Below are 19844 nucleotides of genomic sequence, written 5' to 3'. Positions count from 1 at the left end.
TACTGGTCCCGCGGCGGATCAACCAGCACAGACAACGGTGTCCTGCTGTGCTCACACCACCATCACCTGATCCACAAAGAACAATGGACCATCCAGTCACGCGCCGGGACTCCCTGGTACATCCCGCCACCCCACCTCGACCCCCACCAAAAACCCCGACAAAACCACTACTTCACGCAGTGAACATGCGCATGATCGGGGCAGAAGTCCAGATGCGCGGATGGAACCACGAGCGGGCGAGACGCAGCAGGCGGCCGGGCGAGGAGTCCCGCAGCGCGGTTTCTGTGGGAGGGCTTGCCGCGGGAGCAGTTGCTTTTAGAGCGAGAGCGGCGTTACAGAGGACGCGTTGGGACACGCAGAAGTGGCGAGGGCACGGCATTACCGGCCCGAAAAGCCCTACGCCGGGCTGGAGACGTCCTCGAGGGCCACTGCGATCTCCGGCGGCAGGGGTGCGAGCGTGGCATCGAGGATTTCCTTCAACTGCACCGGGGTGCGCGCGCCCACCACCGCGGTCGCCACGCCGTGCTGGGACAACAGCCAGCTCAGGGAGACGTCCAGGATGCTGCGGCCCAGGCCCTTCGCCGCCATGGCAACCGCCTCGACCACGCTGGAGGAGCTTCCCTCAAGATATGGCTCGACGTACGCCGCCAGCTTCGACTGGGCGGCGCGGGAGTCGGCCGGGATGTGGCCGCGGTACTTTCCGGTCAGGACACCGCGTCCGAGGGGAGCCCATGCCATCAGGCCCAGGCCGGCGTCTTCAATCGCGGGAATCAGCTCGGCCTCGGCCTTGCGCTGCAGCAGCGAATACTCGGCCTGGCTGGCCACCAGCGGGAACCCGGCCACCGCCGCGGCCTTGGCGGTCTGCCAGCCGGAGTAGTTGGAGACGCCGGCGTAGCGCACCCGGCCGGAGCGGACCGCGTACTCCAGCGCCGCCAGGGTCTCGTCCAGTGGGACGTTGGGATCCCAGGCCTGCGCGAACCACAGGTCCACGTAGTCGGTGCCCAGCCGGGCCAGGGAGGCATCGAGGCTGGAGAGGAGGGCGTTGCGTGAGGTGTCCACGCTGTGGCGTGCGCCCGACGTCGTCAGCCCCGCCTTGGTGGATATGACCACCTCGCTGCGCGCCACGACGTCGTTGAGCATGCTGCCGAGCATCGCCTCGGCCCGGCCGCCGGCGTAGGAAGCCGCGGTGTCGATCAGGGTGCCGCCGCCATCGACAAAGGTATGGAGCAGGGCAGCGGCATCCTGCTCATCGGTCTCACCGGCCCAGGACATGGTGCCAAGGGACAGGGACGAGACACGCAACCCACTGTTGCCGACATAACGCTGCTGCATGCCTGCAAGCTTACGGTGCTTCGGCCGGCCGTACCGGTAGGGTCTATAAACGTGAACTGGATAGAAGCGGCCTTTCTGGGCCTTGTGCAGGGACTGACAGAGTTCCTCCCGATCTCCTCAAGCGCCCACCTTCGGATCGTCGGGGAGTTCCTCCCGGACGCCTCGGACCCCGGAGCCGCCTTTACCGCCATCACGCAGCTGGGCACCGAGACGGCCGTGATCGTCTACTTCTGGCGCGACATCGTCCGGATCGTGAAGGCGTGGTTCGGCTCGCTCACCGGCAAGGTCTCCCGCCAGGACCCCGACGCGCGGATGGGCTGGCTGGTCATCCTCGGCAGCCTCCCCATCATCGTCCTCGGCCTGCTCTTCCAGGACCAGATCGAATCCGTGCTGCGCAGCCTCTGGATCGTCGCGACCATGCTGATCGTCTTCGGCATGATCCTCGCTGTCGCCGACGCCACCGGCCGGCAGGAGCGCGACCTCAGCCGGCTCACCTACAAGCACGGCATCCTCTACGGGTTCGCCCAGGCCCTCGCGCTCATCCCGGGCGTGTCCCGCTCCGGCGGCACCATCACCGCGGGCCTCTTCATGGGCTACACCCGCGAGGCCGCCGCCCGCTACTCCTTCCTCCTGGCCATCCCCGCCGTCTTCGGCAGCGGCCTCTACCAGCTCTACAAGGTGCTCACCAAGGAAGGCCTCAGCGGCCCCTACGGCCTCCCCGAAACGGGCCTGGCCACCGTGATCGCGTTCGTGGTGGGCTACGTCATCATCGGCTGGTTCCTCAAGTACGTTTCCACCCGCAGCTACCGGCTCTTCGTCTGGTACCGCATCCTCCTGGGCCTGGCACTCTACCTACTGCTCGGTTTCAATGTCATCAGCGCCTAGCACTAGGCTTGGTCTGTGAAATCCTGGACCTCCCGCCCCGTTCCCCAACTGCCGGGCGCCATGCCCGCCGTGCGTCTCTTCGACACCGCCCAGGGCGGCCCCGTGACCCTCGACGTGGCGGGGGAGCAGTCCATGTACGTCTGCGGCATCACGCCCTACGACGCCACCCACATGGGGCACGCCGCCAGCTACGTCGCCTTTGACCTGCTCAACCGGGCCTGGCGCGACGGCGGCCAGAAGGTCGCCTACGTCCAGAACGTCACCGACGTCGACGACCCCCTGCTGGAGCGCGCGACGGCGACCGGCGTCGACTGGCGCGACCTCGCGGCCAGCCAGATCGAGCTCTTCCAGACGGACATGGAAGCCCTCAACGTCCTCGCCCCGGATGACTACATCGGCGCGGTCGAGGCCATCCCGCTGATCGTTCCCGCCATCGAATCCCTGCTTGAACGCGGCCTGGCCTACCGGGTTGCCGGCACGGACGGCGAGCCCGACGGCGATGTCTACTACGACGTCGAAGCCGCCGGGAAGCATTCGGCCGAGGACGCCGGTGCCTGGACCCTTGGCTGCGTGTCGCACCTCTCCGACGCCGAGATGCTCGAGCTCTTCGCCGAGCGTGGCGGCGACCCGGGCCGCCCCGGCAAGCGGCAGGCCCTGGACCCGCTGCTCTGGCGCGTGGCCCGCGACGGTGAGCCCAGCTGGGCCGGCGGCGAACTGGGGGATGGCCGCCCCGGCTGGCACATCGAGTGCACCGTCATCGCACAGAAGTACCTCCCCGCGCCCTTCACCGTCCAGGGCGGCGGCTCGGACCTCGTCTTCCCGCACCACGAAATGGGTGCCGGCCACGCCTACTCCCTTACCGGGACGCCGCTGGCGAAGCACTTCGCACACGCCGGAATGGTGGGGCTCGACGGCGAGAAGATGAGCAAGTCCAAGGGCAACCTGGTGCTTGTCTCCAAGCTCCGCGCCGCCGGCGAGGAACCGGCCGCCATCCGCCTGGCCATCCTGGCCCACCACTACCGCAGCGACTGGTCCTGGACGGCCGAAGGCTTCGAGGAAGCCAAGCGCCGCCTCGATTCCTGGCGCAAGGCGCTCCAGTCCGCGCCCGCAGGGTCCGCCAAGGCCCTGATCGAACAGATGCGCGCCGCTCTCTCGGACGACCTCAACGCCCCTGAGGCTCTGGCCGCCGTCGACGCCTGGGCCGGTGCCGCCCTGGCCGCCGGAGACACCCCGGCCTCGGCCACCGACGCCGCCTTGGTGTCCGATGCGGTCAACGCCCTGCTCGGTATCGAGCTCTAGGCAACCACCAACACAAAAGCGCCGGCGACCCTCTGACAGGGTCGCCGGCGCTTTGCAGTTTAAGCTGGGCCTAGGTGATCAGGCCTACGGCTTGTCCTTGCCGCGGCGCTTCAGGTACCGCTCGAACTCCCGGGCGATCGACTCGCCGCTGGCCTCGGGCAGGTCGGCTGTGTCCTTGGCCTCCTCGAGCTGCCGGACGTAGGCCGCGATCTCGGGATCTTCGGTGGCCAGCTCGTCCACGCCGCGCTCCCACGCGTCCGCGTCCTCCACCAGCTCCTGTGTGTCCAGCGGAAGCTGGAGCAGTTCCTCGATCCGGTGCAGCAGCGCCAGCTGGGCCTTCGGCGAGGGCGCCTGCGCCACGTAGTGCGGCACGGCGGCCCAGAGGGAGATGGTGGGCAGCCCGGCCAGCAGCGCGACCTCGGACAGGACGCCGACAATCCCCACCGGGCCCTCGTACTGCGAGGCCTCCAGGTCCATCCGCTCCCGCAGGGCGGCGTCGTCGGTCGAGGCGCTGACCGGGATGGGGCGGCTGTGCGGCACGTCCGCCAGCAGGGCCCCCACCAGGATGACGTAGTCGACGTTCAGCGCCTCGGCGTGGACCAGGAGTTCGGCGGTGTAGGCACGCCACTTATAGGACGGCTCGGTGCCCTGGACGAAGATGACGTCCACGTTCGAGCCCGGCACGCTGGCCTTGAAGATCCGGGTGGAAGGCCACTTGATTTTGCGGTCGCCGGAGGCGGTCCGGCGGATGACCGGGCGGGTGAACTGGAAGTCGTAGTACTCGTCCGCCTCGATGGTGCCGACCTTTTTGCCGCCCCAGAGCTTGTTCAGGTAGCGCAGGGCGTCGCTCGCGGCCTCGCCGGCGTCGTTCCAGCCCTCGAACGCGGCCAGCATCACCGTGATCCGCTGGCCTTCCGGGACGGGCTTCAGCAACCGTTCCGGCTCAGGCAGGGCGTCCGTTTCGGGGGTGTCCGAGTCGAAGCTATTCATGAGTTCACCCTACGTCCAAGTTCCGGACGAATGCAGTCAGGCCGGCCCCCTGAGTCCGGCGTCTTCGCCCTCGGCGTAGCGGCCCGCGCCAGGGTGCGGCCGGCACACCGGCGCTGAATCGGCGCTGAAGCACTGCACCGTAGACTGGAAGGCATGCGATCGCCAGCCTCCACGCCCCTGCTCAAAGCCGCTCTCTGGGACATGGATGGCACCATCGTGGACACCGAGCAGTACTGGATCGCCGCCGAGCACGCGCTGGTCGAGGAACACGGCGGCCAGTGGTCGCAAGAAAAGGCGATGCAGCTGGTGGGCCAGTCCCTGGTGTTCTCCGCCGGCCTGCTGCAGGACGCGGGCGTGCGGCTGGAAATCCGCGAGATCATCGACACCCTCACCGGCCATGTGGTCAGCCTGGTCCGCGAGGAGGTGCCATGGCGCCCGGGAGCCCGCGAACTACTGGACGAACTGCACACCGCCGGCATCCGCTGCGCGCTCGTGACCATGTCCGAGGCGCCGCTCGCGCGTGAAATCGTGGCCAGCCTGCCCAAGCCCTACTTCGAGTTCCTTGTCACCGGAGACACCGTCACCCAGGGCAAGCCCCACCCAGAGGCCTACCTCAAGGCCGTGGAACTGCTGCAGGAGGCCGACCCGGAGCTGGGACTGCAGCACTGCGTGGCCCTCGAAGACTCCGCCCCGGGCGTCGCCGCAGCGGTCGCCTCCGGCGTCACCACGGTGGCCATTCCGCACATCGTTCCGTTGCCGGAAGATCCCCGCCGCGCCACCTGGGACACCCTGGCCGGCCGCACCGTCGCGGACCTCCAGGAACTCGTAACCCTGCGCCACGCAACCACCCCGGCACCCGCTCCGGCCTTCAGCGGCGGTGGCCGCAATGACTGAACCGTCCGGGCCTCCGGCAGGCAGGGAGCGCACCGACAAACCGGCCGAGGACAAGCCGTTCTCCCTGCGCGGCGGCATTCCGCTCGGCCGGATCGCCGGCATCCCCGTCATCCTGGCCTACTCGTGGTTCGCGATCGCCGCGTTTACCGTGATCGCCTACGGCCCGGTGCTGGCGCACAACAATCCCCGGCTCGGCGCCACCGCCTACCTCGTGGCGTTCGCCTACGCCGTGCTGCTGCTCATCTCGGTGCTGGTCCATGAACTGGCCCACGCCCTGACCGCCCGGATGTACCGCTGGCCCACCAGCAAGATCGTCCTTAACCTGTGGGGCGGCCACACCCAGTTCGAGGAGTTCACGGCCTCGCCCGGGAAGTCCGTGCTGGTGGCCATGGCCGGCCCCGTCGCGAACCTGGTCCTGGCCGGCGCCGGCTGGCTGGTGGTCTCCGGCGGCCAACTGACGGGCGTCGCGGACACCCTGGCGAACATCTTCGTGTGGGCCAACCTCCTGATCGGCATTTTCAACGTGCTGCCCGGCCTTCCGCTCGACGGTGGCCGCCTGGTGGAATCCGCCGTGTGGAAGGCCACCGGCAGCCACGAGAAGGGCACCATCGCCGCGGGTTGGGCGGGCCGGATCATCGTGGCCGCCCTGGTCATCTGGTTTGTGGCGCTTCCCCTGCTCAGCGGCAACCGGCCGGACACCTCCCTGCTGTTGATCACGCTCTTGGTGGGGAGCTTCCTCTGGCTCGGCGCCACCGCCTCGATCCAGCAGGCCCGGTACCGTAGCCGGCTCCCGCTCGTGGCAGCCGCCGCACTGGCCGAACCGGCCATCGGCATACCCGCCGCCGCCAGCGTCGCCGAGGTGCTGCGGTTCTCGCCCGCCGGCAGCCCCGCCGTCGTCCTCTACGGCCCCGACGGGCGTCCCTCCGCCGTCGTCGACCCCGCTTCCGCCGCGCAGGTACCCGCCGGTCTCGCCGACACGACGCCGGCGGCGGCGGTCGCCTACCCGCTCACGGCCGGCGCCTACGTCAAGGGAACGGACCGGGGCGCGGAACTCCTGACGTACCTCGCGCAACTGGAGGGCTCGGACTACGCGGTGATCGACGACGCCGGGCGCGTCACCGGCCTGCTGCGCCAGCTGACCGTCCTCAACACCCTCACCGGCAAACAGCGCGGCTGACTGTCACCGGACCACCCGAAACCCCAAGCGGGCCGGAAACCGGTAGAGTTACCTGCCGGCCGTGAATCTCCGGCCAACCCACGGGCCGCCGCCGAATCTGCGGCCACCCAGCGTCACAGGAGCGAGGAACTTCCCATGAGCAGCGACACCGCCGCCAACGCCACCCCTCACGGGGACGTCCCCCCGCTGACCCCGGCCGGTGCCAACCGCCGCCGCGGCCCGTTCCGGGTGGGCGAGCGGGTGCAGCTGACGGACGAACGCGGCCGGATGAACACGATCAGCCTGGAGACCGGCGGCGCGTTCCACACCCACCGCGGCTTCCTCAACCACGACGAGATCATTGGCAAGCCGGACGGCTCGGTGGTGGTCAACAACGTCGGCCAGCAGTACCAGACCCTCCGGCCGCTGCTTTCGGACTTCGTCCTCTCCATGCCGCGTGGCGCGGCGGTCGTCTACCCCAAGGACGCCGCCCAGATCGTCACCATGGCCGATATCTTCCCCGGCGCCCGCGTCGTCGAGGCCGGCGTCGGCTCCGGTGCCCTGTCCATCTCGCTGCTCCGCGCGGTGGGCGACAACGGCTACCTGCACTCCTTTGAGCGGCGCGAGGAGTTCGCCGACATCGCCCGCGGCAACGTCGAAACCATCTTCGGCGGCCCGCACCCGGCCTGGCAGATCACCCTGGGCGACTTCCAGGAACAGGTCGTCAAGACCGAGGAACCCGGCTCCGTGGACCGCGTGGTGCTGGACATGCTGGCGCCCTGGGAATGCCTCGACGCCGTCGCCACAGTCCTGGCGCCCGGCGGCGTCTGGATCAACTACGTCGCCACCGTGACGCAGCTGTCCCGCACCGCCGAGGCCATCCGCGCCGACGGCCGCTTCACCGAACCCGATGCCTGGGAATCCATGGTCCGCGGCTGGCACCTTGAGGGCCTGGCCGTCCGCCCGGACCACCGCATGGTGGCCCACACCGGCTTCCTGCTGGTCACCCGCCGCCTCGCCGACGGCGTCACCGGCATCTCCGTCAAGCGCCGCCCGTCCAAGACCGAGTTCGACGCCGAAGACGTCAACGCCTGGACGCCCGGCGCCGTGGGGGAGCGGGCCGTGTCGGATAAGAAGCTGCGGCGCGCGGCCCGCGACGCGATCGCCGGCACCAACGTGGTGGACGGCCCCGAGGTCACGAACTAGTCCGTATTTCGGAAGTCTTCCCCGGCGTCGGCCCTCTTCGCGTTATGGTCTTAATAGCTGTACTGAAGGGGCTGATGCACGATGGAGACTCCGAACACCGACCAGGGCCGCACGCCCGATGAGCAGTTCCCCGCCGCCGCAGGGCAGCAGGGGAACACCGGGGACGCGGCACGCACCGCCGCCGAGGCCACCGTTGCCGAGCGGCAAATCAACATCCTGCGCGACAAGCTGCGCCACATCGACCGGCAGCTTGCCGCCGCCACGCAGAACAACGCCAAGCTCGTGGGGATGCTGGAGACGGCCAAGGCCGAGATCCTTCGGCTGAAGAACGCCCTCGACCAGGAGGGCCAGCCGCCCTACAGCTTTGGCACCATCCTGCAGCTGAACCCGAAACGGCACGTTCCCAACGGCGGCGGCCAAGCCACCACCGAGGAATCGGTGGACATCTTCAATGCCGGCCGCAAGATGCGCGTGGGAATCAGCCCGCTGGTCAACATCAGCCAGCTGGCGGTCGGCCAGGAGGTGCTCCTCAACGAGGCGCTGCTGGTGGTGGCCGGCCTCGGCTACGAACGCGCCGGCGAGCTGGTCACCCTGAAGGAGCTGCTCGGCTCAGACCGCGCCCTGGTGGTGGGCCGTGCCGACGAGGAACGCGTCGTCCGGCTCTCCGGCTCGCTGCTGACCCGGAAACTCCGTGTGGGCGACGCGCTCTCGGTCGACACCCGCACCGGCTACGCCCTGGAGAAGATTCCGCGGTCCGAGGTGGAGAACCTGGTCCTCGAGGAAGTCCCGGACATCACCTACCAGGACATCGGCGGCCTGGGCCCGCAGATCGAGCAGATCCGCGACGCCGTCGAACTGCCGTTCCTGCACCCGGACCTGTACCGCGAGCACGGGCTCAAGGCCCCCAAGGGCATCCTGCTCTATGGCCCTCCCGGCTGCGGCAAGACCCTGATCGCCAAGGCAGTGGCCAACTCCCTGGCCGCACGCGCCGCGGAACGCGCCGGCAAGAGCGACATGAAGAGCTACTTCCTGAACATCAAGGGCCCGGAGCTGCTGGACAAGTACGTCGGCGAGACCGAACGGCACATCCGGCTCATCTTTGCCCGCGCCCGGGAGAAGGCCTCCGACGGCAGCCCCGTCGTCGTCTTCTTCGATGAGATGGATTCGCTCTTCCGCACCCGCGGCACCGGCATCTCCTCCGACGTCGAAACCACGATCGTGCCGCAGCTGCTGAGCGAGATCGACGGCGTGGAGCGCCTGGACAACGTGATCGTGATCGGCGCATCGAACCGCGAGGACATGATCGACCCGGCCATCCTGCGCCCCGGCCGGCTGGACGTCAAGGTGAAGATCCAGCGGCCCGACGCCGAGGCCGCCGCGGACATCTTCAACAAATACATCACCACGGACCTGCCGTTCCACGAGTCCGACATCGCCGAGCACCACGGCGACGTCCAAGCCACCGTGGACGCCATGATCCAGCGCACCGTCGAGGCGATGTACTCCACCGAAAAGTCCAACGAATACCTCGAGGTCACCTACGCCAACGGCGACACCGAGATGCTCTACTTCAAGGACTTCAACTCCGGCGCCGTCGTCCAGAACGTGGTGGACCGGGCCAAGAAGTCCGCCATCAAGGACCTGCTCACCACCGGCCAGAAGGGCCTGCGGATCGACCACCTGCTGCACGCCGTGGTGGACGAATTCCGCGAGCACGAGGACATGCCCAACACCACCAACCCGGATGACTGGGCCCGGATCTCCGGCAAGAAGGGCGAACGCATCACGTACATCCGCACCATCGTCCAAGGCAAGGCCGGACAGGAACCCGGCAAGACAATCGAGACGATGCCCACCACAGGCCAGTACCTGTGACGGCTGGCCCCGCCGCCGGAACCGGCGCCCTGCCCGCCGGCGGCGTGATGCGGGTGATGGGATCAGAAACCGAATACGGGATCCACGCCCCGTCCGCGCCGGGCGCGAACGCCACCATGATGTCCGCCCGGGTGATCCAGGCATACGCCCAGGTCACCCGCCAGCGGGCCGCCGGCGGAGCGGAAACCCGCTGGGACTACACCGACGAGGAGCCGCTGCACGACGCCCGCGGCTGGACGGTGGAGCGGGCCGCGGCGGACCCTGAGCAGCTGACCGACCGGCCGCCGGTGCTGGACGCCGAGTCGGTGGCGCTGGCCTACGGCCGCGGCGAGCTGGAGCGCGACGGCGAGGACGAGTCCGGCTCGCTGCTGATGAACATGGTCCTGGGCAACGGGGCCCGGCTTTACGTCGACCATGCCCACCCGGAGTATTCCAGCCCCGAGGTCACCAACCCGCACGACGCCGTCGTCTGGGACGCCGCCGGTGACCTGGTGGCCCTCGCCGCCGTGCGCCGGCTGGCGGCCGACCCGGAACTGCCGCCGATCAACCTCTACAAGAACAACACGGACAACAAGTCCGTCTCCTACGGTTCACACGAAAACTACCTGATGCCGCGCTCCGTGCCGTTCGGCGACATCGTCCGCGGGCTGACGCCGTTCTTCATCACCCGACAGGTCATGTGCGGTGCCGGCCGCGTGGGTCTCGGCCAGGACAGCTCCCGCGCCGGCTACCAGATCAGTCAGCGCGCCGACTTCTTCGAGACCGAGGTGGGGCTGGAAACCACCATCCGCCGGCCGATCATCAACACCCGCGACGAACCGCACGCCACGGCGGACAAGTACCGCCGGCTGCACGTCATCATCGGCGACGCCAACCTCAGCGAAGCCGCCAACTACCTCAAGTTCGGCACCACCGCGGCGGTCCTCAGCCTGATCGAAGCGGGCCTGGCCCCCCGGATCGAGGTCCACGACCCGGTGGCGGCGCTGCAGTCCGTCAGCCACGACACGGCCCTGACCGCCACGCTTCGGCTCAAGGACGGCCGCCGCGTCACCGCCCTGGACATCCAGTGGACGTACCACGAGGCCGCGTCCAAGCTCGCCCAGGAGACCGGGGTGGGCGACGCCGACGACGGCGACGGGCACACCCGCGCGCTGCTGGACCGGTGGGCGGCGACGCTGACCGCGCTCGACGGCGACCGGGCGGCGGCCGCGTCCTCCGTGGAATGGCTGGCCAAGCTGTCCCTGTTGGAGGGCTACCGGCAGCGGGACGGGCTGGACTGGTCCGATGCCCGGCTGGGCCTGGTGGACCTGCAGTGGGCGGACATCCGCCCCGAGAAGGGCCTCTACCACCGGCTCCTCGCCCGCGGCCGGATGCAACGGGTTGCCACGGAGGCGGAGATCCAGCGCGCCGTCGGCGAGCCGCCGCCGGACACCCGGGCCTTTTTCCGAGGCCGCTGCGTCAGCCGTTTCGGGCACGACCTGGTCGGTGCCAGCTGGGATTCGGTGATCTTCGACCTCCCCGGCCGGGGCAAGCTGCAGCGCGTCCCCACCCGCGAACCGCTGCGCGGAACCGAGGCCCTGACCGGCGCTTTGTTCGACCGGCACCAGGACGCCGGGGCGTTCCTGGCCGAGCTGCTGGGCCAGGCGCCGGCCTCCTGACGCCAAAGCCCCCGCAGGGTCCGGCAGCGTGGCAATATGGCTTACAGGAAGTCCCGCGCCGAGCGGGACGGACAGCGAAGGAGAAGATCATGGCAGGCCAGGAGCAGATGCAGCCGCAGTCCCGCGACACCGAGGTCGAGGAGGACGTCGCCCCGCCGCCCGCCGCGCCCGAGGCCCAGGCATCTGAGGCGACCCAGGGCGTGGATGACCTGCTAGACGAAATCGACGGCGTCCTGGAATCCAATGCCGAGGAGTTCGTCCGCGCATTCGTGCAAAAGGGCGGCCAGTAGCCAGCCCCGGGCCGCGGACGGGCCGCGGCAGCCATTGATTCACTACGTGGAGGGAGTGCACCAATGCTGGACAATTCAGCCGACCAGGTGATGGCGGGGGCGTCGTCCTCATTCGCCGAGCACCTGCAACGCTCGCGGCCCGAACTGCTGCCCTACAACGCACTCTCTGCGGGGTCCGGCGCCCCGGCGGGACTGACCGCCGGCCACCTTCCCGGCAACGGCTCGGCCCTGGCCGGCGTGCCACACGCCACCACGATCGTCGCCCTGACCTACGCCGGGGGAGTCCTGATGGCGGGGGACCGGCGCGCAACGATGGGCAACATGATCGCCAGCCGGCACATCGAAAAGGTTTTCCCGGCCGACCACTACTCGGTGCTGGGCATCGCCGGGACCGCCGGCATCGCCATCGACATCACCCGTCTCTTCCAGGTCGAGCTCGAACACTACGAGAAGATCGAGGGCACGCAGCTGAGCCTGGACGGCAAGGCCAACCGCCTCGGCGCCATGGTCCGCGGCAACCTCCCGATGGCCATGCAGGGCCTGGCCGTGGTCCCGCTGTTCGCCGGCTTCGACCGCACGGCGGGCATCGGCCGGCTGTTCTCCTACGACGTGACCGGCGGCCGCTACGAGGAGCAGGAGCACCACGCTGTCGGCTCCGGCTCCGTCTTCGCCCGCGGCGCGCTGAAGAAACTGTGGCGGCCGGGGCTCAGCGGCGCCGATGCCGTCCAGGTGGCCGTCGAGGCCCTCTACGACGCCGCCGACGACGACTCCGCCACCGGCGGGCCCGACCCCGTACGGCAGCTTTGGCCCGTGGTCTACACCGTCGACCGGGCCGGCGCGGTCCGGGTCCCCGAAGCGCAGCTGGCCGCCGTGGCCGGCGGCATCATCGACGCCCGCACGGCCGCACAGAGGGAGGCCTGAGATGACCCAGCAGTTCTACGTCTCCCCGGAACAACTCATGAAGGACCGGGCCGACTTCGCCCGGAAGGGTATTTCCCGGGGCCGGTCCGTGGTGGTGGTCAGCTGCCGGGACGGCATCGCCCTGGTGGCGGAGAACCCCTCCCCGTCGCTGCACAAGATCGGCGAGATCTACGACAAGATCGCCTTCGCCGCGGTCGGCAAGTACAACGAGTTCGAGAGCCTCCGGCAGGCGGGGGTGCGCTACGCCGACGTCCGCGGCTACTCCTACGACCGTGAGGACGTCACCGCGCGCGGCCTGGCCAGTGTCTACGCCCAGAGCCTGGGGGCCGTGTTCACCGCGGAGCAGAAGCCTTTCGAGGTGGAGCTGGCCGTCGCCGAGGTGGGACCCGCCCCGGAGGCGGACCACCTCTACAGGCTTACCTTCGACGGTTCGATCGCCGACGAACAGGGATTCATCGTGATGGGCGGACAGGCCGACAAGGTTTCCGAGGCCGTGGCCGACGGCTGGCGCGGGGACCTCGACTTCGGCGGGGCCATCCGGCTCGCGCTGGCCGGCCTCGTGGCGGACCGGGACGCGGCTGCCCTGCCGGTCTCCGCCGTCGAGGTGGCCGTCCTGGACCGCGGCTCGGAAACCGCGCGCGGCACCCGGCGGGCCTTCCGCCGGCTCGACGACGCCGAACTTGCCGCGCTGCTGGCGGAGGGAAACTGACATGGACAAGAGAATTTTCGGCATCGAAACCGAATTCGGGATCTCCTATTCGAGCCCGGAGTCCCGGCCGCTCGCCCCGGAGGAAGTGGCCCGCTACCTGTTCCGCAAGGTGGTCAGCTGGGGACGCTCCTCCAATGTGTTCCTCACCAACGGCTCACGGCTATACCTGGACGTTGGATCCCACCCGGAGTACGCCACCGCCGAATGCGATGACCTGGTGCAGCTGATCGCCCACGACCGCGCCGGCGAGCTGATCCTGGATGACCTCGTGGCCGAGGCGCAGGAGCGCCTCGCCGCCGAGGGTTTCAACGGCACCGTCTACCTGTTCAAGAACAACACCGACTCGGCCGGAAACTCCTACGGCAGCCACGAAAATTACCTCATCCCGCGCCGCGGCGAGTTCTCCCGGCTGGCCGAGATCCTGATCCCGTTCCTGGTCACCCGCCAGCTGATTGCGGGCGCCGGCAAGATCCTGAAGACCCCGCACGGCGCCACCTACGCGTTCTCCCAGCGCGCGGACCACATCTGGGAGGGCGTCTCTTCGGCCACCACCAGGTCCCGGCCGATCATCAACACCCGGGATGAGCCGCACGCCGACGCCGAGTTCTACCGGCGGCTGCACGTGATCGTGGGCGACTCGAACATGTCCGAGACCACCACGCTCCTCAAGGTCGGCACGGTGGACCTGATCCTGCGGATGATCGAGGCCGGGGTAATCATGCGCGACATGCGGATGGAGAACCCGATCCGGAGCATCCGCGAGATCTCCCATGACCTGACCGGCCGGGCCCTGGTCCGCCTGGCCAACGGCCGGCAGCTCACCGCCCTGGAGATCCAGCGCGAATACCTGAACAAGGTCACCGAGTTCGTGGCGGACAAGGGCGCGCACAACGCCCACGTCCCGCTGATCCTGGACCTCTGGGAGCGGACGCTGGACGCGATCGAGAGCGGGGACACCAGCGCCATCGACACAGAGGTGGACTGGGCCATCAAGAAGAAGCTGATGGACAGCTACCGGACCCGGCACGGCCTGGAACTGGATGCCCCCAGGATCGCGCAGCTGGACCTGACCTACCATGACATTTCCTGCAGCCGCGGGCTGTTCTACCTGCTCCAGTCGCGCGGCGCGGCCCGGCGACTGGTGGACGACACCGCGGTCAAGGACGCCGTCGACGCCCCGCCGCAGACCACCCGCGCGAAGCTCCGCGGCGACTTCGTCCGCCGGGCCCAGGAACTGGGCCGGGACTACACGGTCGACTGGGTCCACCTCAAGCTCAACGACCGCGCCCACCAGACCATCCTCTGCAAGGATCCGTTCCGCAGCGTGGACGACCGGGTGGATGCCCTGCTGGACTCTATGGGCTGATACCCAGCTTTCCGCGTTACTCTGGAGAAGGTGCCGTTTCCCGGCAACCGCCTGCCTTGCCGCCGGCATGAGCCCGGCATGGCGTCCATCCTGCCCCGACGAAAGTTCTTACGTGCGCCGACTATTAGCAATTCTTCTTCCCGGACTGCTGCTGCTCACCGCCTGCGGTGGCGGCGACAAGGCGGCCCCGGAGCCCACCAGCCAGTCCGCCGGCGAGACCGCGAAGCTGGACTCGCTGAAACTGACCGACAACGGCGACAAGAAGGCCCCCGGCGTCGACTTCGCCAAGCCGCTGGAGGTCAAGGAATTCACCGCCAAAGTAATCACAGAGGGCTCAGGCGAAAAACTCAGCGCAAACCAGATTGCGACGGTATCTGTAGCCGGATTCAATGCCACGGACGGAAAAGCACTTGGCGACAATTTCGGTAAGGACCCGGAACAGCTGGAGCTGAGCGACGCTCTCAAATCGGGTAACCCTGTCATGTACGGCGTCTTCGTTGGCGCAAAGGTCGGTTCCCAGATTGCTTTGGTCGCCCCTGGACAGCCGGCTACGGAAGGTACAGCAGCGCAGCCTGCGCAGTTGTACATAGCCAGGATCATGGGTGTGAAGGAAGCACCGAAGCCGCTGAGCCAAGACGAAACGGAACAGCTCGATAAGGCCGGAAAGCTGCCAAAGATCACTTTCGATGACAAGGGCATCCCCTCCGCAAGCATTCCTAAAACGGACGCGCCGTCCGGGCTTTCCGTGAAAGTTCTTTCCGAAGGCTCAGGCGAGAAGGTGGCAGCTACTGACACCATTGAGGCCAACTACACTGGCTGGCGTTGGGAAGATGGCAAAGAGTTTGAGTCGACCTTCGGAAAAAATCAGCCAGCGACCTTCCCGCTCACCGGGGTTATCAAAGGTTGGACGATGGGACTGACGGATCAAAAAGTCGGCTCCAAGGTCCTCCTTACAATTCCTAGCGATCTCGCATACGGCGCTGACGCGGCAGCACAAGGGAAGCCAGCCGGTCCTCTCGTCTTCGTAGTCGAAATCAAGTCCAAGAAGTAATCCCCGCAAAACGAACCTCGCTGAAGAACCGCACCACACCCAAGCACCCCCGAAGGAGCACACATGTCATTTGGACAGCGCAACCTCGACCGCCAGAAGCCCGAGATCGACTTCCCGGAAGGCGATGTCCCCACCGAGCTGGTCATCAAGGACCTGATCGAGGGCGACGGCGCCGAGGCCAAGGCCGGCGACACCGTGTCCACCCACTACGTGGGCGTGGCCTGGTCCACCGGTGAAGAATTCGACGCCTCCTGGGGCCGCGGCGCACCGCTGGACTTCCGGGTCGGCGTCGGCCAGGTCATCCAGGGCTGGGACCAGGGCCTCCTGGGCATGAAGGTCGGCGGCCGCCGCCGGCTCGAGATCCCCTCCGAACTGGCCTACGGCTCCCGTGGCGCCGGCGGAGCGATCGGCCCCAACGAGGCCCTGATCTTCGTGGTCGACCTCGTGGCCGTCCGCTAAGGGCGTACCACCCCCGCCGGGCCCCTAAGCCCGGCACCTTCCGCGGCGGCGCGGCACCCAGGAGGAAACGACTTCCCCGGGTGCCGCGCTTCCGCCGTTTAACGCCGCGGAACTTTAGTAGCCTTGCGGGGTGTCCGCCTCACGTACCGAACGTCTCCTGAACCTGCTGATCGCGCTGCTGAACACCACCTACGGCCTGCGCCGCGGAGAGCTGCGCCGCAAGGTCTACCACGACACCACCAGCTCCGAGGCCGCCTTCGGGCGGATGTTCGAACGGGACAAGGACGAACTCCGCCGCTTCGGCTTCGAGGTGGAGACCGTCATGGACAAGGGCTGGGGCTCTGACGACCCGGCCACCACCCGCTACCGGATCGGCAAGGAATCCAACCGGCTGCCGGACGTGAGCCTCACCCCGGAGGAATCCACGGTCCTCATGCTGGCGGCCCAGCTGTGGGAGCAGGCAGCGCTGGGCTCCGCCGCCCGCAACGCCGTCCGCAAGCTCCAGGCCGCCGGCGGCCTGGCCGACGCCGAGCTCCCCGCCGGCGTCCAGCCCCGGATCCGCCCCGCCGGGCAGGGCTTCGAGGACCTGGTCACCGCCGTCCACGCCCAGCACCCGGTGGCGTTCGCCTACCGCGCGGGCAGCACCGGCCGCGAGGAACAGCGCACCGTGGAACCCTGGGGCCTTGGCAGCCGCTTCGGCCAGTGGTACCTGATCGGCTACGACCGTGGCCGCAAGGACAAGCGGTTCTTCCGGCTCTCCCGATTTACCTCCGCCGTCACGGTCCTGGAACAGGAAACCTTCACCCCGCCGCCGGCGTTCAACGTCCGCGACCAGCTCGCGGCCCTGCCCGAGCTGCCCGTCCGGCACGCCGCCGTCGACGTCGCCGCGGGCGCCCTGCCGGGGCTGCGGCGGCACGCAGCGGACCCAGACACAGTGGACGCTACTGGGGGAGCGGACGACGGCGGCGCTGGCCCCCGCGGGGGCTACGACCGGCTGCTGTTGCCGTACCGGGACGAGGAGACGTTGGCCGCCGAACTCGCCGCGTACGGGGCGAAGGCCGTCGTCGCCGGCCCGGCCCAGCTGCGGGACGCGGTGCTGCGCCGGCTGGATGCCGCGGCGCAGTTCGCGGCCGCTCCGGCGCCCGCCGTCGACTTCGCCCCCGCCGGACCCCAGGCAGTGAAGCGCACCCGGAAACGCACCTCCGAGGATCAGCTCAAGCGCATGCTCCAGCTGATCCCGTTCCTGGTGCACAACCAGGGACTGCACATCAGCGAGGTGGCCGACCGCTTCGGTGTCACCCGGAAGGTGCTCGAGGAGGACCTCCAAATCCTGATCTGCTCCGGCCTCCCGGAGGGTTACCCAGACGACCTGCTGGACATCCGCTGGGATGACGACCACGTCTTCATCATCCAGGACCTGGACCTCACCCGGCCCGTCCGCTTCACCGTCGATGAGGCCTGCGCGCTGCTCACCGGCATGGAGGCGCTCAACGGCCTGCCCGGCATCGCGGAGGGCGGAGCCCTGGAGTCCGTGACCCTCAAGCTGATGTCCGCCGCCGGCGAGGAGGGCCTCAAGGCCGCCGCCCTCTCCGGTCCCGAGGTCACCCCGCAGGACTCGGCGGCGCTGGAGACCGCACGGGAGGCCATCCGCTCCGGCTCCCAGCTGCACCTGCAGTACCTCGCCCCGCAACGCGACGCCGTCTCCGAACGCGACATCGACCCGCTGCGCCTCTACTCCCTGGACAGCACCTGGTACCTCGAGGCGTACTGCCACTCGGCAGAGGCGGTCCGGAACTTCCGCCTCGACCGGATCCAGGACCTTCGCCCCAACGGCAGGCCGGTGAGCGCCGCCGGAGCGCCCGCCGACGGTTTCCCGGTAAAGCTCTTCACCCCGAACGACGACGACGCCGTTGTGGTCCTCGAATTGACCCCGCGCGGCGCTGGCCTGGCGGACGAGTACTACGCCGAACGCACCGCCCCGCTGCCCGGGGGCAACCTCCTGGCCGAGGTGCGCTTCGGCAGCACCGACTGGGTGCCGATGCTGATGGCCCGCCACGGCGGCGACGCCCGCGTGGTGGCCCCCGCGGGGCTCGCCGCCGACGTCGCCCGCTGGCTGGATGCTGCGCTGGAATCGTACGGCGCGGCCGGAAACCCGCCGGCGCCGGCGCACCAGCGGCGGCAGCGCGGCTAGACTGAACAGCATGCCTTGGTGGTCCTGGATCCTGCTCTGGACGGCGCTGATTGCGTTGTCGCTGCTCTTCATCGGCGTGCTCGGCGTGCGGTTGTTCCGGCAGTTCATGGCCACCCTCAAGGATCTCGGTGAGGCGGGGGACCGGCTCGCGGCCTTCGGGGCGGCGCCGTCCACTCCCGGTTCAGCCGTTGTTCATGTGGACGGCCTAGGCTCGGACGGCGGCGCGGCAGAAGGCGGCACCCCGGGTCCTATGACGGCTCCGGGCGCGGCGGTTTTTGCCGCTCCCGCGCTGATGCGTCAGAATTACCATGCATCCAAAGCGGCACGGCAGGAAGCCCGGCGCATTCGCCGGATCCGGCGAAAAACGGAACGTGGCCAGCCGCAGGCACTGCGGGACCTCGATATCCGTTAGTCATTAGGATGTACCTAAACGAAAGGACCACCCAGCATGAGGCTTGAAGGCTGGCATCTCATCATCATCATCGTCCTGGCACTGGTGCTGTTCGCAGCGCCGAAGCTGCCGGGGATGGCCCGCAGCCTGGGTCAGTCGATGCGGATTTTCAAGTCCGAGGTCCGCGAAATGAAAAAGGACGGCAAGCCCGAGGCCGAGGTTGACCCGGACGCCGTCGAGGGCCGCGTGGTCAACCACCCCCGGACCGCAGGCCCCGAAGGCCACCCCGGCGGCGGAACCGACGTTCCCCCGTCCACGCGCGCCTAGAACCACATGGCAGTGACCATGAACCGACGGTCGAACCCCGAGGGCCGGATGGCCCTGATCGATCACTTCAAAGAGCTGCGCAACCGGCTCTTTAAGTCGGCGATCGCCGTTGTGCTGGGCACGGTCGTCGGCTTCCTGGTTTACCAGCCCATCCTCGCGGCCCTGATCAAACCGATCCGGGACCTCAACGAGCACGAGGGCCGGCAGGCGTCGCTGAACTTCGACGGCGTCGCCAGCTCCTTCGACCTGATGATCCAGGTCTCCGTGTTCCTCGGCCTGCTGGTGGCCAGCCCGGTCTGGATCTACCAGCTCTGGGCCTTCATCGTGCCCGGGCTGCACAAGAAGGAACGCCGCCTGGCGCTCTCCTTCGTGGCCGCGGCCGTCCCGCTCTTCGTCGGCGGCGTGCTGCTGGCCTGGCTGGTGCTGCCGAACGCGGTCCGGGTTCTCACCGAGTTCACCCCCTCCGGCGGCTCCAACTTCATCAGCGCCCAGGTCTACCTGTCCTTCGTGCTGCGTCTGCTGCTCGCCTTCGGCATCGCGTTCCTGCTGCCGGTGGTGCTGTTTGGACTCAACCTGGCCGGACTGGTCAAGGGCCGCCAGCTGCTCAAGAGCTGGCGGATCACGGTCTTCCTGGTCTGCCTGTTCGCGGCGATGGCCGCCCCCGGCGCGGACGCGACCAGCATGTTCTACCTGGCCGTGCCCATGCTGGTGCTGTTCTTCACCGCGATCGGGTTGTGCCTGCTCAACGACCGGCGCCGCGAGAAGAAGGCGGCGAAGATCGACGCCGAGACCGAGGCCACGGCAGACCGCGCCACCCCCAGCTCCGAACTGGAGAATCTCTAGG

The 19844-nt window shown here is 68.6% G+C and carries 20 protein-coding genes; 18 read left to right on the top strand and 2 right to left on the bottom strand.

The genetic code is table 11. The annotated features are described in order from the left end of the window. Positions 1–183: HNH endonuclease (locus tag AB0O44_RS06765; protein ID WP_364135769.1), on the top strand; the 183-nt coding region annotated here is incomplete at its 5' end. A gap of 213 nt (positions 184–396) precedes the next feature. Here AB0O44_RS06765 and AB0O44_RS06760 read toward each other — a convergent pair. Next, positions 397–1332 carry an aldo/keto reductase gene (locus tag AB0O44_RS06760; protein ID WP_364135766.1) on the bottom strand — a complete coding sequence of 312 codons (936 nt, stop codon included), beginning with the start codon at positions 1330–1332 and terminating at the stop codon, positions 397–399. Between the two features lie 51 nt (positions 1333–1383). On the opposite strand from AB0O44_RS06760, the gene AB0O44_RS06755 reads away from it, so the two are divergent. Together AB0O44_RS06755 and mshC are read left to right on the top strand one after the other, a co-directional pair. Next, on the top strand, positions 1384–2217 hold the full coding sequence (locus AB0O44_RS06755; protein WP_290257850.1) for an undecaprenyl-diphosphate phosphatase: 834 nt from the start codon (positions 1384–1386) through the stop codon (positions 2215–2217). A 15-nt stretch (positions 2218–2232) separates the two neighbouring features. Continuing rightward, positions 2233–3516, top strand: coding sequence for a cysteine--1-D-myo-inosityl 2-amino-2-deoxy-alpha-D-glucopyranoside ligase (gene mshC / locus AB0O44_RS06750; RefSeq protein ID WP_364135763.1), 1284 nt, complete (start codon positions 2233–2235; stop codon positions 3514–3516). A gap of 84 nt (positions 3517–3600) precedes the next feature. Here mshC and AB0O44_RS06745 read toward each other — a convergent pair whose 3' ends face one another. Beyond that, a complete protein-coding gene (locus AB0O44_RS06745; RefSeq protein ID WP_364135760.1) occupies positions 3601–4506 on the bottom strand; it encodes a PAC2 family protein in 906 nt (301 codons plus the stop codon). Positions 4507–4659: 153 nt separating this feature from the next. Between AB0O44_RS06745 and AB0O44_RS06740 the strand changes: the two genes are divergently transcribed. The 15 genes from AB0O44_RS06740 (at position 4660) to tatC (ending at position 19843) form a co-directional block, all read left to right on the top strand. Next, positions 4660–5400, top strand: coding sequence for an HAD family hydrolase (locus AB0O44_RS06740; protein ID WP_364135757.1), 741 nt, complete (start codon positions 4660–4662; stop codon positions 5398–5400). Further along, positions 5393–6577, top strand: coding sequence for a site-2 protease family protein (locus tag AB0O44_RS06735; protein WP_364135754.1), 1185 nt, complete (start codon positions 5393–5395; stop codon positions 6575–6577). The genes AB0O44_RS06740 and AB0O44_RS06735 overlap by 8 nt, the downstream gene beginning before the upstream one ends. Before the next feature lie 135 nt (positions 6578–6712). Then, entirely contained in the window at positions 6713–7762 is a 1050-nt protein-coding gene (locus tag AB0O44_RS06730; protein WP_290257845.1) for a tRNA (adenine-N1)-methyltransferase, read from the top strand. An 81-nt stretch (positions 7763–7843) separates the two neighbouring features. Continuing rightward, positions 7844–9637 (top strand): proteasome ATPase, encoded by a 1794-nt coding sequence (arc, locus tag AB0O44_RS06725; RefSeq protein ID WP_364135750.1) that lies wholly within the window; start codon positions 7844–7846, stop codon positions 9635–9637. 47 nt (positions 9638–9684) lie between these two features. After that, positions 9685–11295 carry a depupylase/deamidase Dop gene (gene dop / locus AB0O44_RS06720; RefSeq protein ID WP_364135831.1) on the top strand — a complete coding sequence of 537 codons (1611 nt, stop codon included), beginning with the start codon at positions 9685–9687 and terminating at the stop codon, positions 11293–11295. Positions 11296–11384: 89 nt separating this feature from the next. Beyond that, positions 11385–11585: a ubiquitin-like protein Pup gene (locus AB0O44_RS06715; RefSeq protein WP_290257843.1), complete on the top strand. Its 201-nt coding sequence runs from the start codon at positions 11385–11387 to the stop codon at positions 11583–11585. A 63-nt stretch (positions 11586–11648) separates the two neighbouring features. Beyond that, a complete protein-coding gene (gene prcB / locus AB0O44_RS06710; protein ID WP_290257842.1) occupies positions 11649–12506 on the top strand; it encodes a proteasome subunit beta in 858 nt (285 codons plus the stop codon). 1 nt (position 12507) lies between these two features. After that, on the top strand, positions 12508–13215 hold the full coding sequence (gene prcA, locus AB0O44_RS06705) for a proteasome subunit alpha (RefSeq protein ID WP_364135746.1): 708 nt from the start codon (positions 12508–12510) through the stop codon (positions 13213–13215). 1 nt (position 13216) lies between these two features. Then, on the top strand, positions 13217–14581 hold the full coding sequence (gene pafA, locus AB0O44_RS06700) for a Pup--protein ligase (RefSeq protein WP_364135743.1): 1365 nt from the start codon (positions 13217–13219) through the stop codon (positions 14579–14581). A gap of 112 nt (positions 14582–14693) precedes the next feature. Next, a complete protein-coding gene (locus AB0O44_RS06695) occupies positions 14694–15632 on the top strand; it encodes an FKBP-type peptidyl-prolyl cis-trans isomerase (RefSeq protein ID WP_364135740.1) in 939 nt (312 codons plus the stop codon). Positions 15633–15695: 63 nt separating this feature from the next. Continuing rightward, the gene (locus AB0O44_RS06690; RefSeq protein ID WP_290257838.1) at positions 15696–16091 is read left to right on the top strand and encodes an FKBP-type peptidyl-prolyl cis-trans isomerase; all 396 of its coding nucleotides are present in this window, start codon (positions 15696–15698) and stop codon (positions 16089–16091) included. 130 nt (positions 16092–16221) lie between these two features. Beyond that, the gene (locus tag AB0O44_RS06685; RefSeq protein WP_364135737.1) at positions 16222–18282 is read left to right on the top strand and encodes a WYL domain-containing protein; all 2061 of its coding nucleotides are present in this window, start codon (positions 16222–16224) and stop codon (positions 18280–18282) included. 10 nt (positions 18283–18292) lie between these two features. Further along, positions 18293–18694 (top strand): hypothetical protein, encoded by a 402-nt coding sequence (locus AB0O44_RS06680; protein WP_364135734.1) that lies wholly within the window; start codon positions 18293–18295, stop codon positions 18692–18694. A gap of 36 nt (positions 18695–18730) precedes the next feature. After that, a complete protein-coding gene (gene tatA / locus AB0O44_RS06675) occupies positions 18731–19000 on the top strand; it encodes a Sec-independent protein translocase subunit TatA (RefSeq protein WP_290257835.1) in 270 nt (89 codons plus the stop codon). Positions 19001–19048: 48 nt separating this feature from the next. Further along, a complete protein-coding gene (gene tatC, locus AB0O44_RS06670) occupies positions 19049–19843 on the top strand; it encodes a twin-arginine translocase subunit TatC (protein WP_364135829.1) in 795 nt (264 codons plus the stop codon). Position 19844: the final 1 nt, after the last annotated feature.

It is taken from the genome of Arthrobacter sp. NPDC080082, from assembly GCF_040686595.1.
In the GTDB taxonomy this organism is placed as follows: Bacteria; Actinomycetota; Actinomycetes; order Actinomycetales; family Micrococcaceae; genus Arthrobacter.
The sequence above is the reverse complement of the archived record's forward strand: the minus strand, read 5'-3'. Positions and strand labels throughout refer to the sequence as shown.

Excerpts from the sequence above, each read along its gene's own strand:
- AB0O44_RS06690 (WP_290257838.1), top strand. The coding sequence starts at position 15,696 with ATGTCATTTGGACAGCGCAACCTCGACCGCCAGAAGCCCGAGATCGAC.
- AB0O44_RS06740 (WP_364135757.1), top strand. The coding sequence starts at position 4,660 with ATGCGATCGCCAGCCTCCACGCCCCTGCTCAAAGCCGCTCTCTGGGAC.
- AB0O44_RS06715 (WP_290257843.1), top strand. The coding sequence starts at position 11,385 with ATGGCAGGCCAGGAGCAGATGCAGCCGCAGTCCCGCGACACCGAGGTC.
- tatC (WP_364135829.1), top strand. The coding sequence starts at position 19,049 with ATGGCCCTGATCGATCACTTCAAAGAGCTGCGCAACCGGCTCTTTAAG.
- prcB (WP_290257842.1), top strand. The coding sequence starts at position 11,649 with ATGCTGGACAATTCAGCCGACCAGGTGATGGCGGGGGCGTCGTCCTCA.
- pafA (WP_364135743.1), top strand. The coding sequence starts at position 13,217 with ATGGACAAGAGAATTTTCGGCATCGAAACCGAATTCGGGATCTCCTAT.
- dop (WP_364135831.1), top strand. The coding sequence starts at position 9,685 with ATGCGGGTGATGGGATCAGAAACCGAATACGGGATCCACGCCCCGTCC.
- prcA (WP_364135746.1), top strand. The coding sequence starts at position 12,508 with ATGACCCAGCAGTTCTACGTCTCCCCGGAACAACTCATGAAGGACCGG.
- arc (WP_364135750.1), top strand. The coding sequence starts at position 7,844 with ATGGAGACTCCGAACACCGACCAGGGCCGCACGCCCGATGAGCAGTTC.
- AB0O44_RS06680 (WP_364135734.1), top strand. The coding sequence starts at position 18,293 with ATGCCTTGGTGGTCCTGGATCCTGCTCTGGACGGCGCTGATTGCGTTG.
- AB0O44_RS06760 (WP_364135766.1), bottom strand. The coding sequence starts at position 1,332 with ATGCAGCAGCGTTATGTCGGCAACAGTGGGTTGCGTGTCTCGTCCCTG.
- AB0O44_RS06730 (WP_290257845.1), top strand. The coding sequence starts at position 6,713 with ATGAGCAGCGACACCGCCGCCAACGCCACCCCTCACGGGGACGTCCCC.
- AB0O44_RS06745 (WP_364135760.1), bottom strand. The coding sequence starts at position 4,506 with ATGAATAGCTTCGACTCGGACACCCCCGAAACGGACGCCCTGCCTGAG.
- AB0O44_RS06735 (WP_364135754.1), top strand. The coding sequence starts at position 5,393 with ATGACTGAACCGTCCGGGCCTCCGGCAGGCAGGGAGCGCACCGACAAA.
- tatA (WP_290257835.1), top strand. The coding sequence starts at position 18,731 with ATGAGGCTTGAAGGCTGGCATCTCATCATCATCATCGTCCTGGCACTG.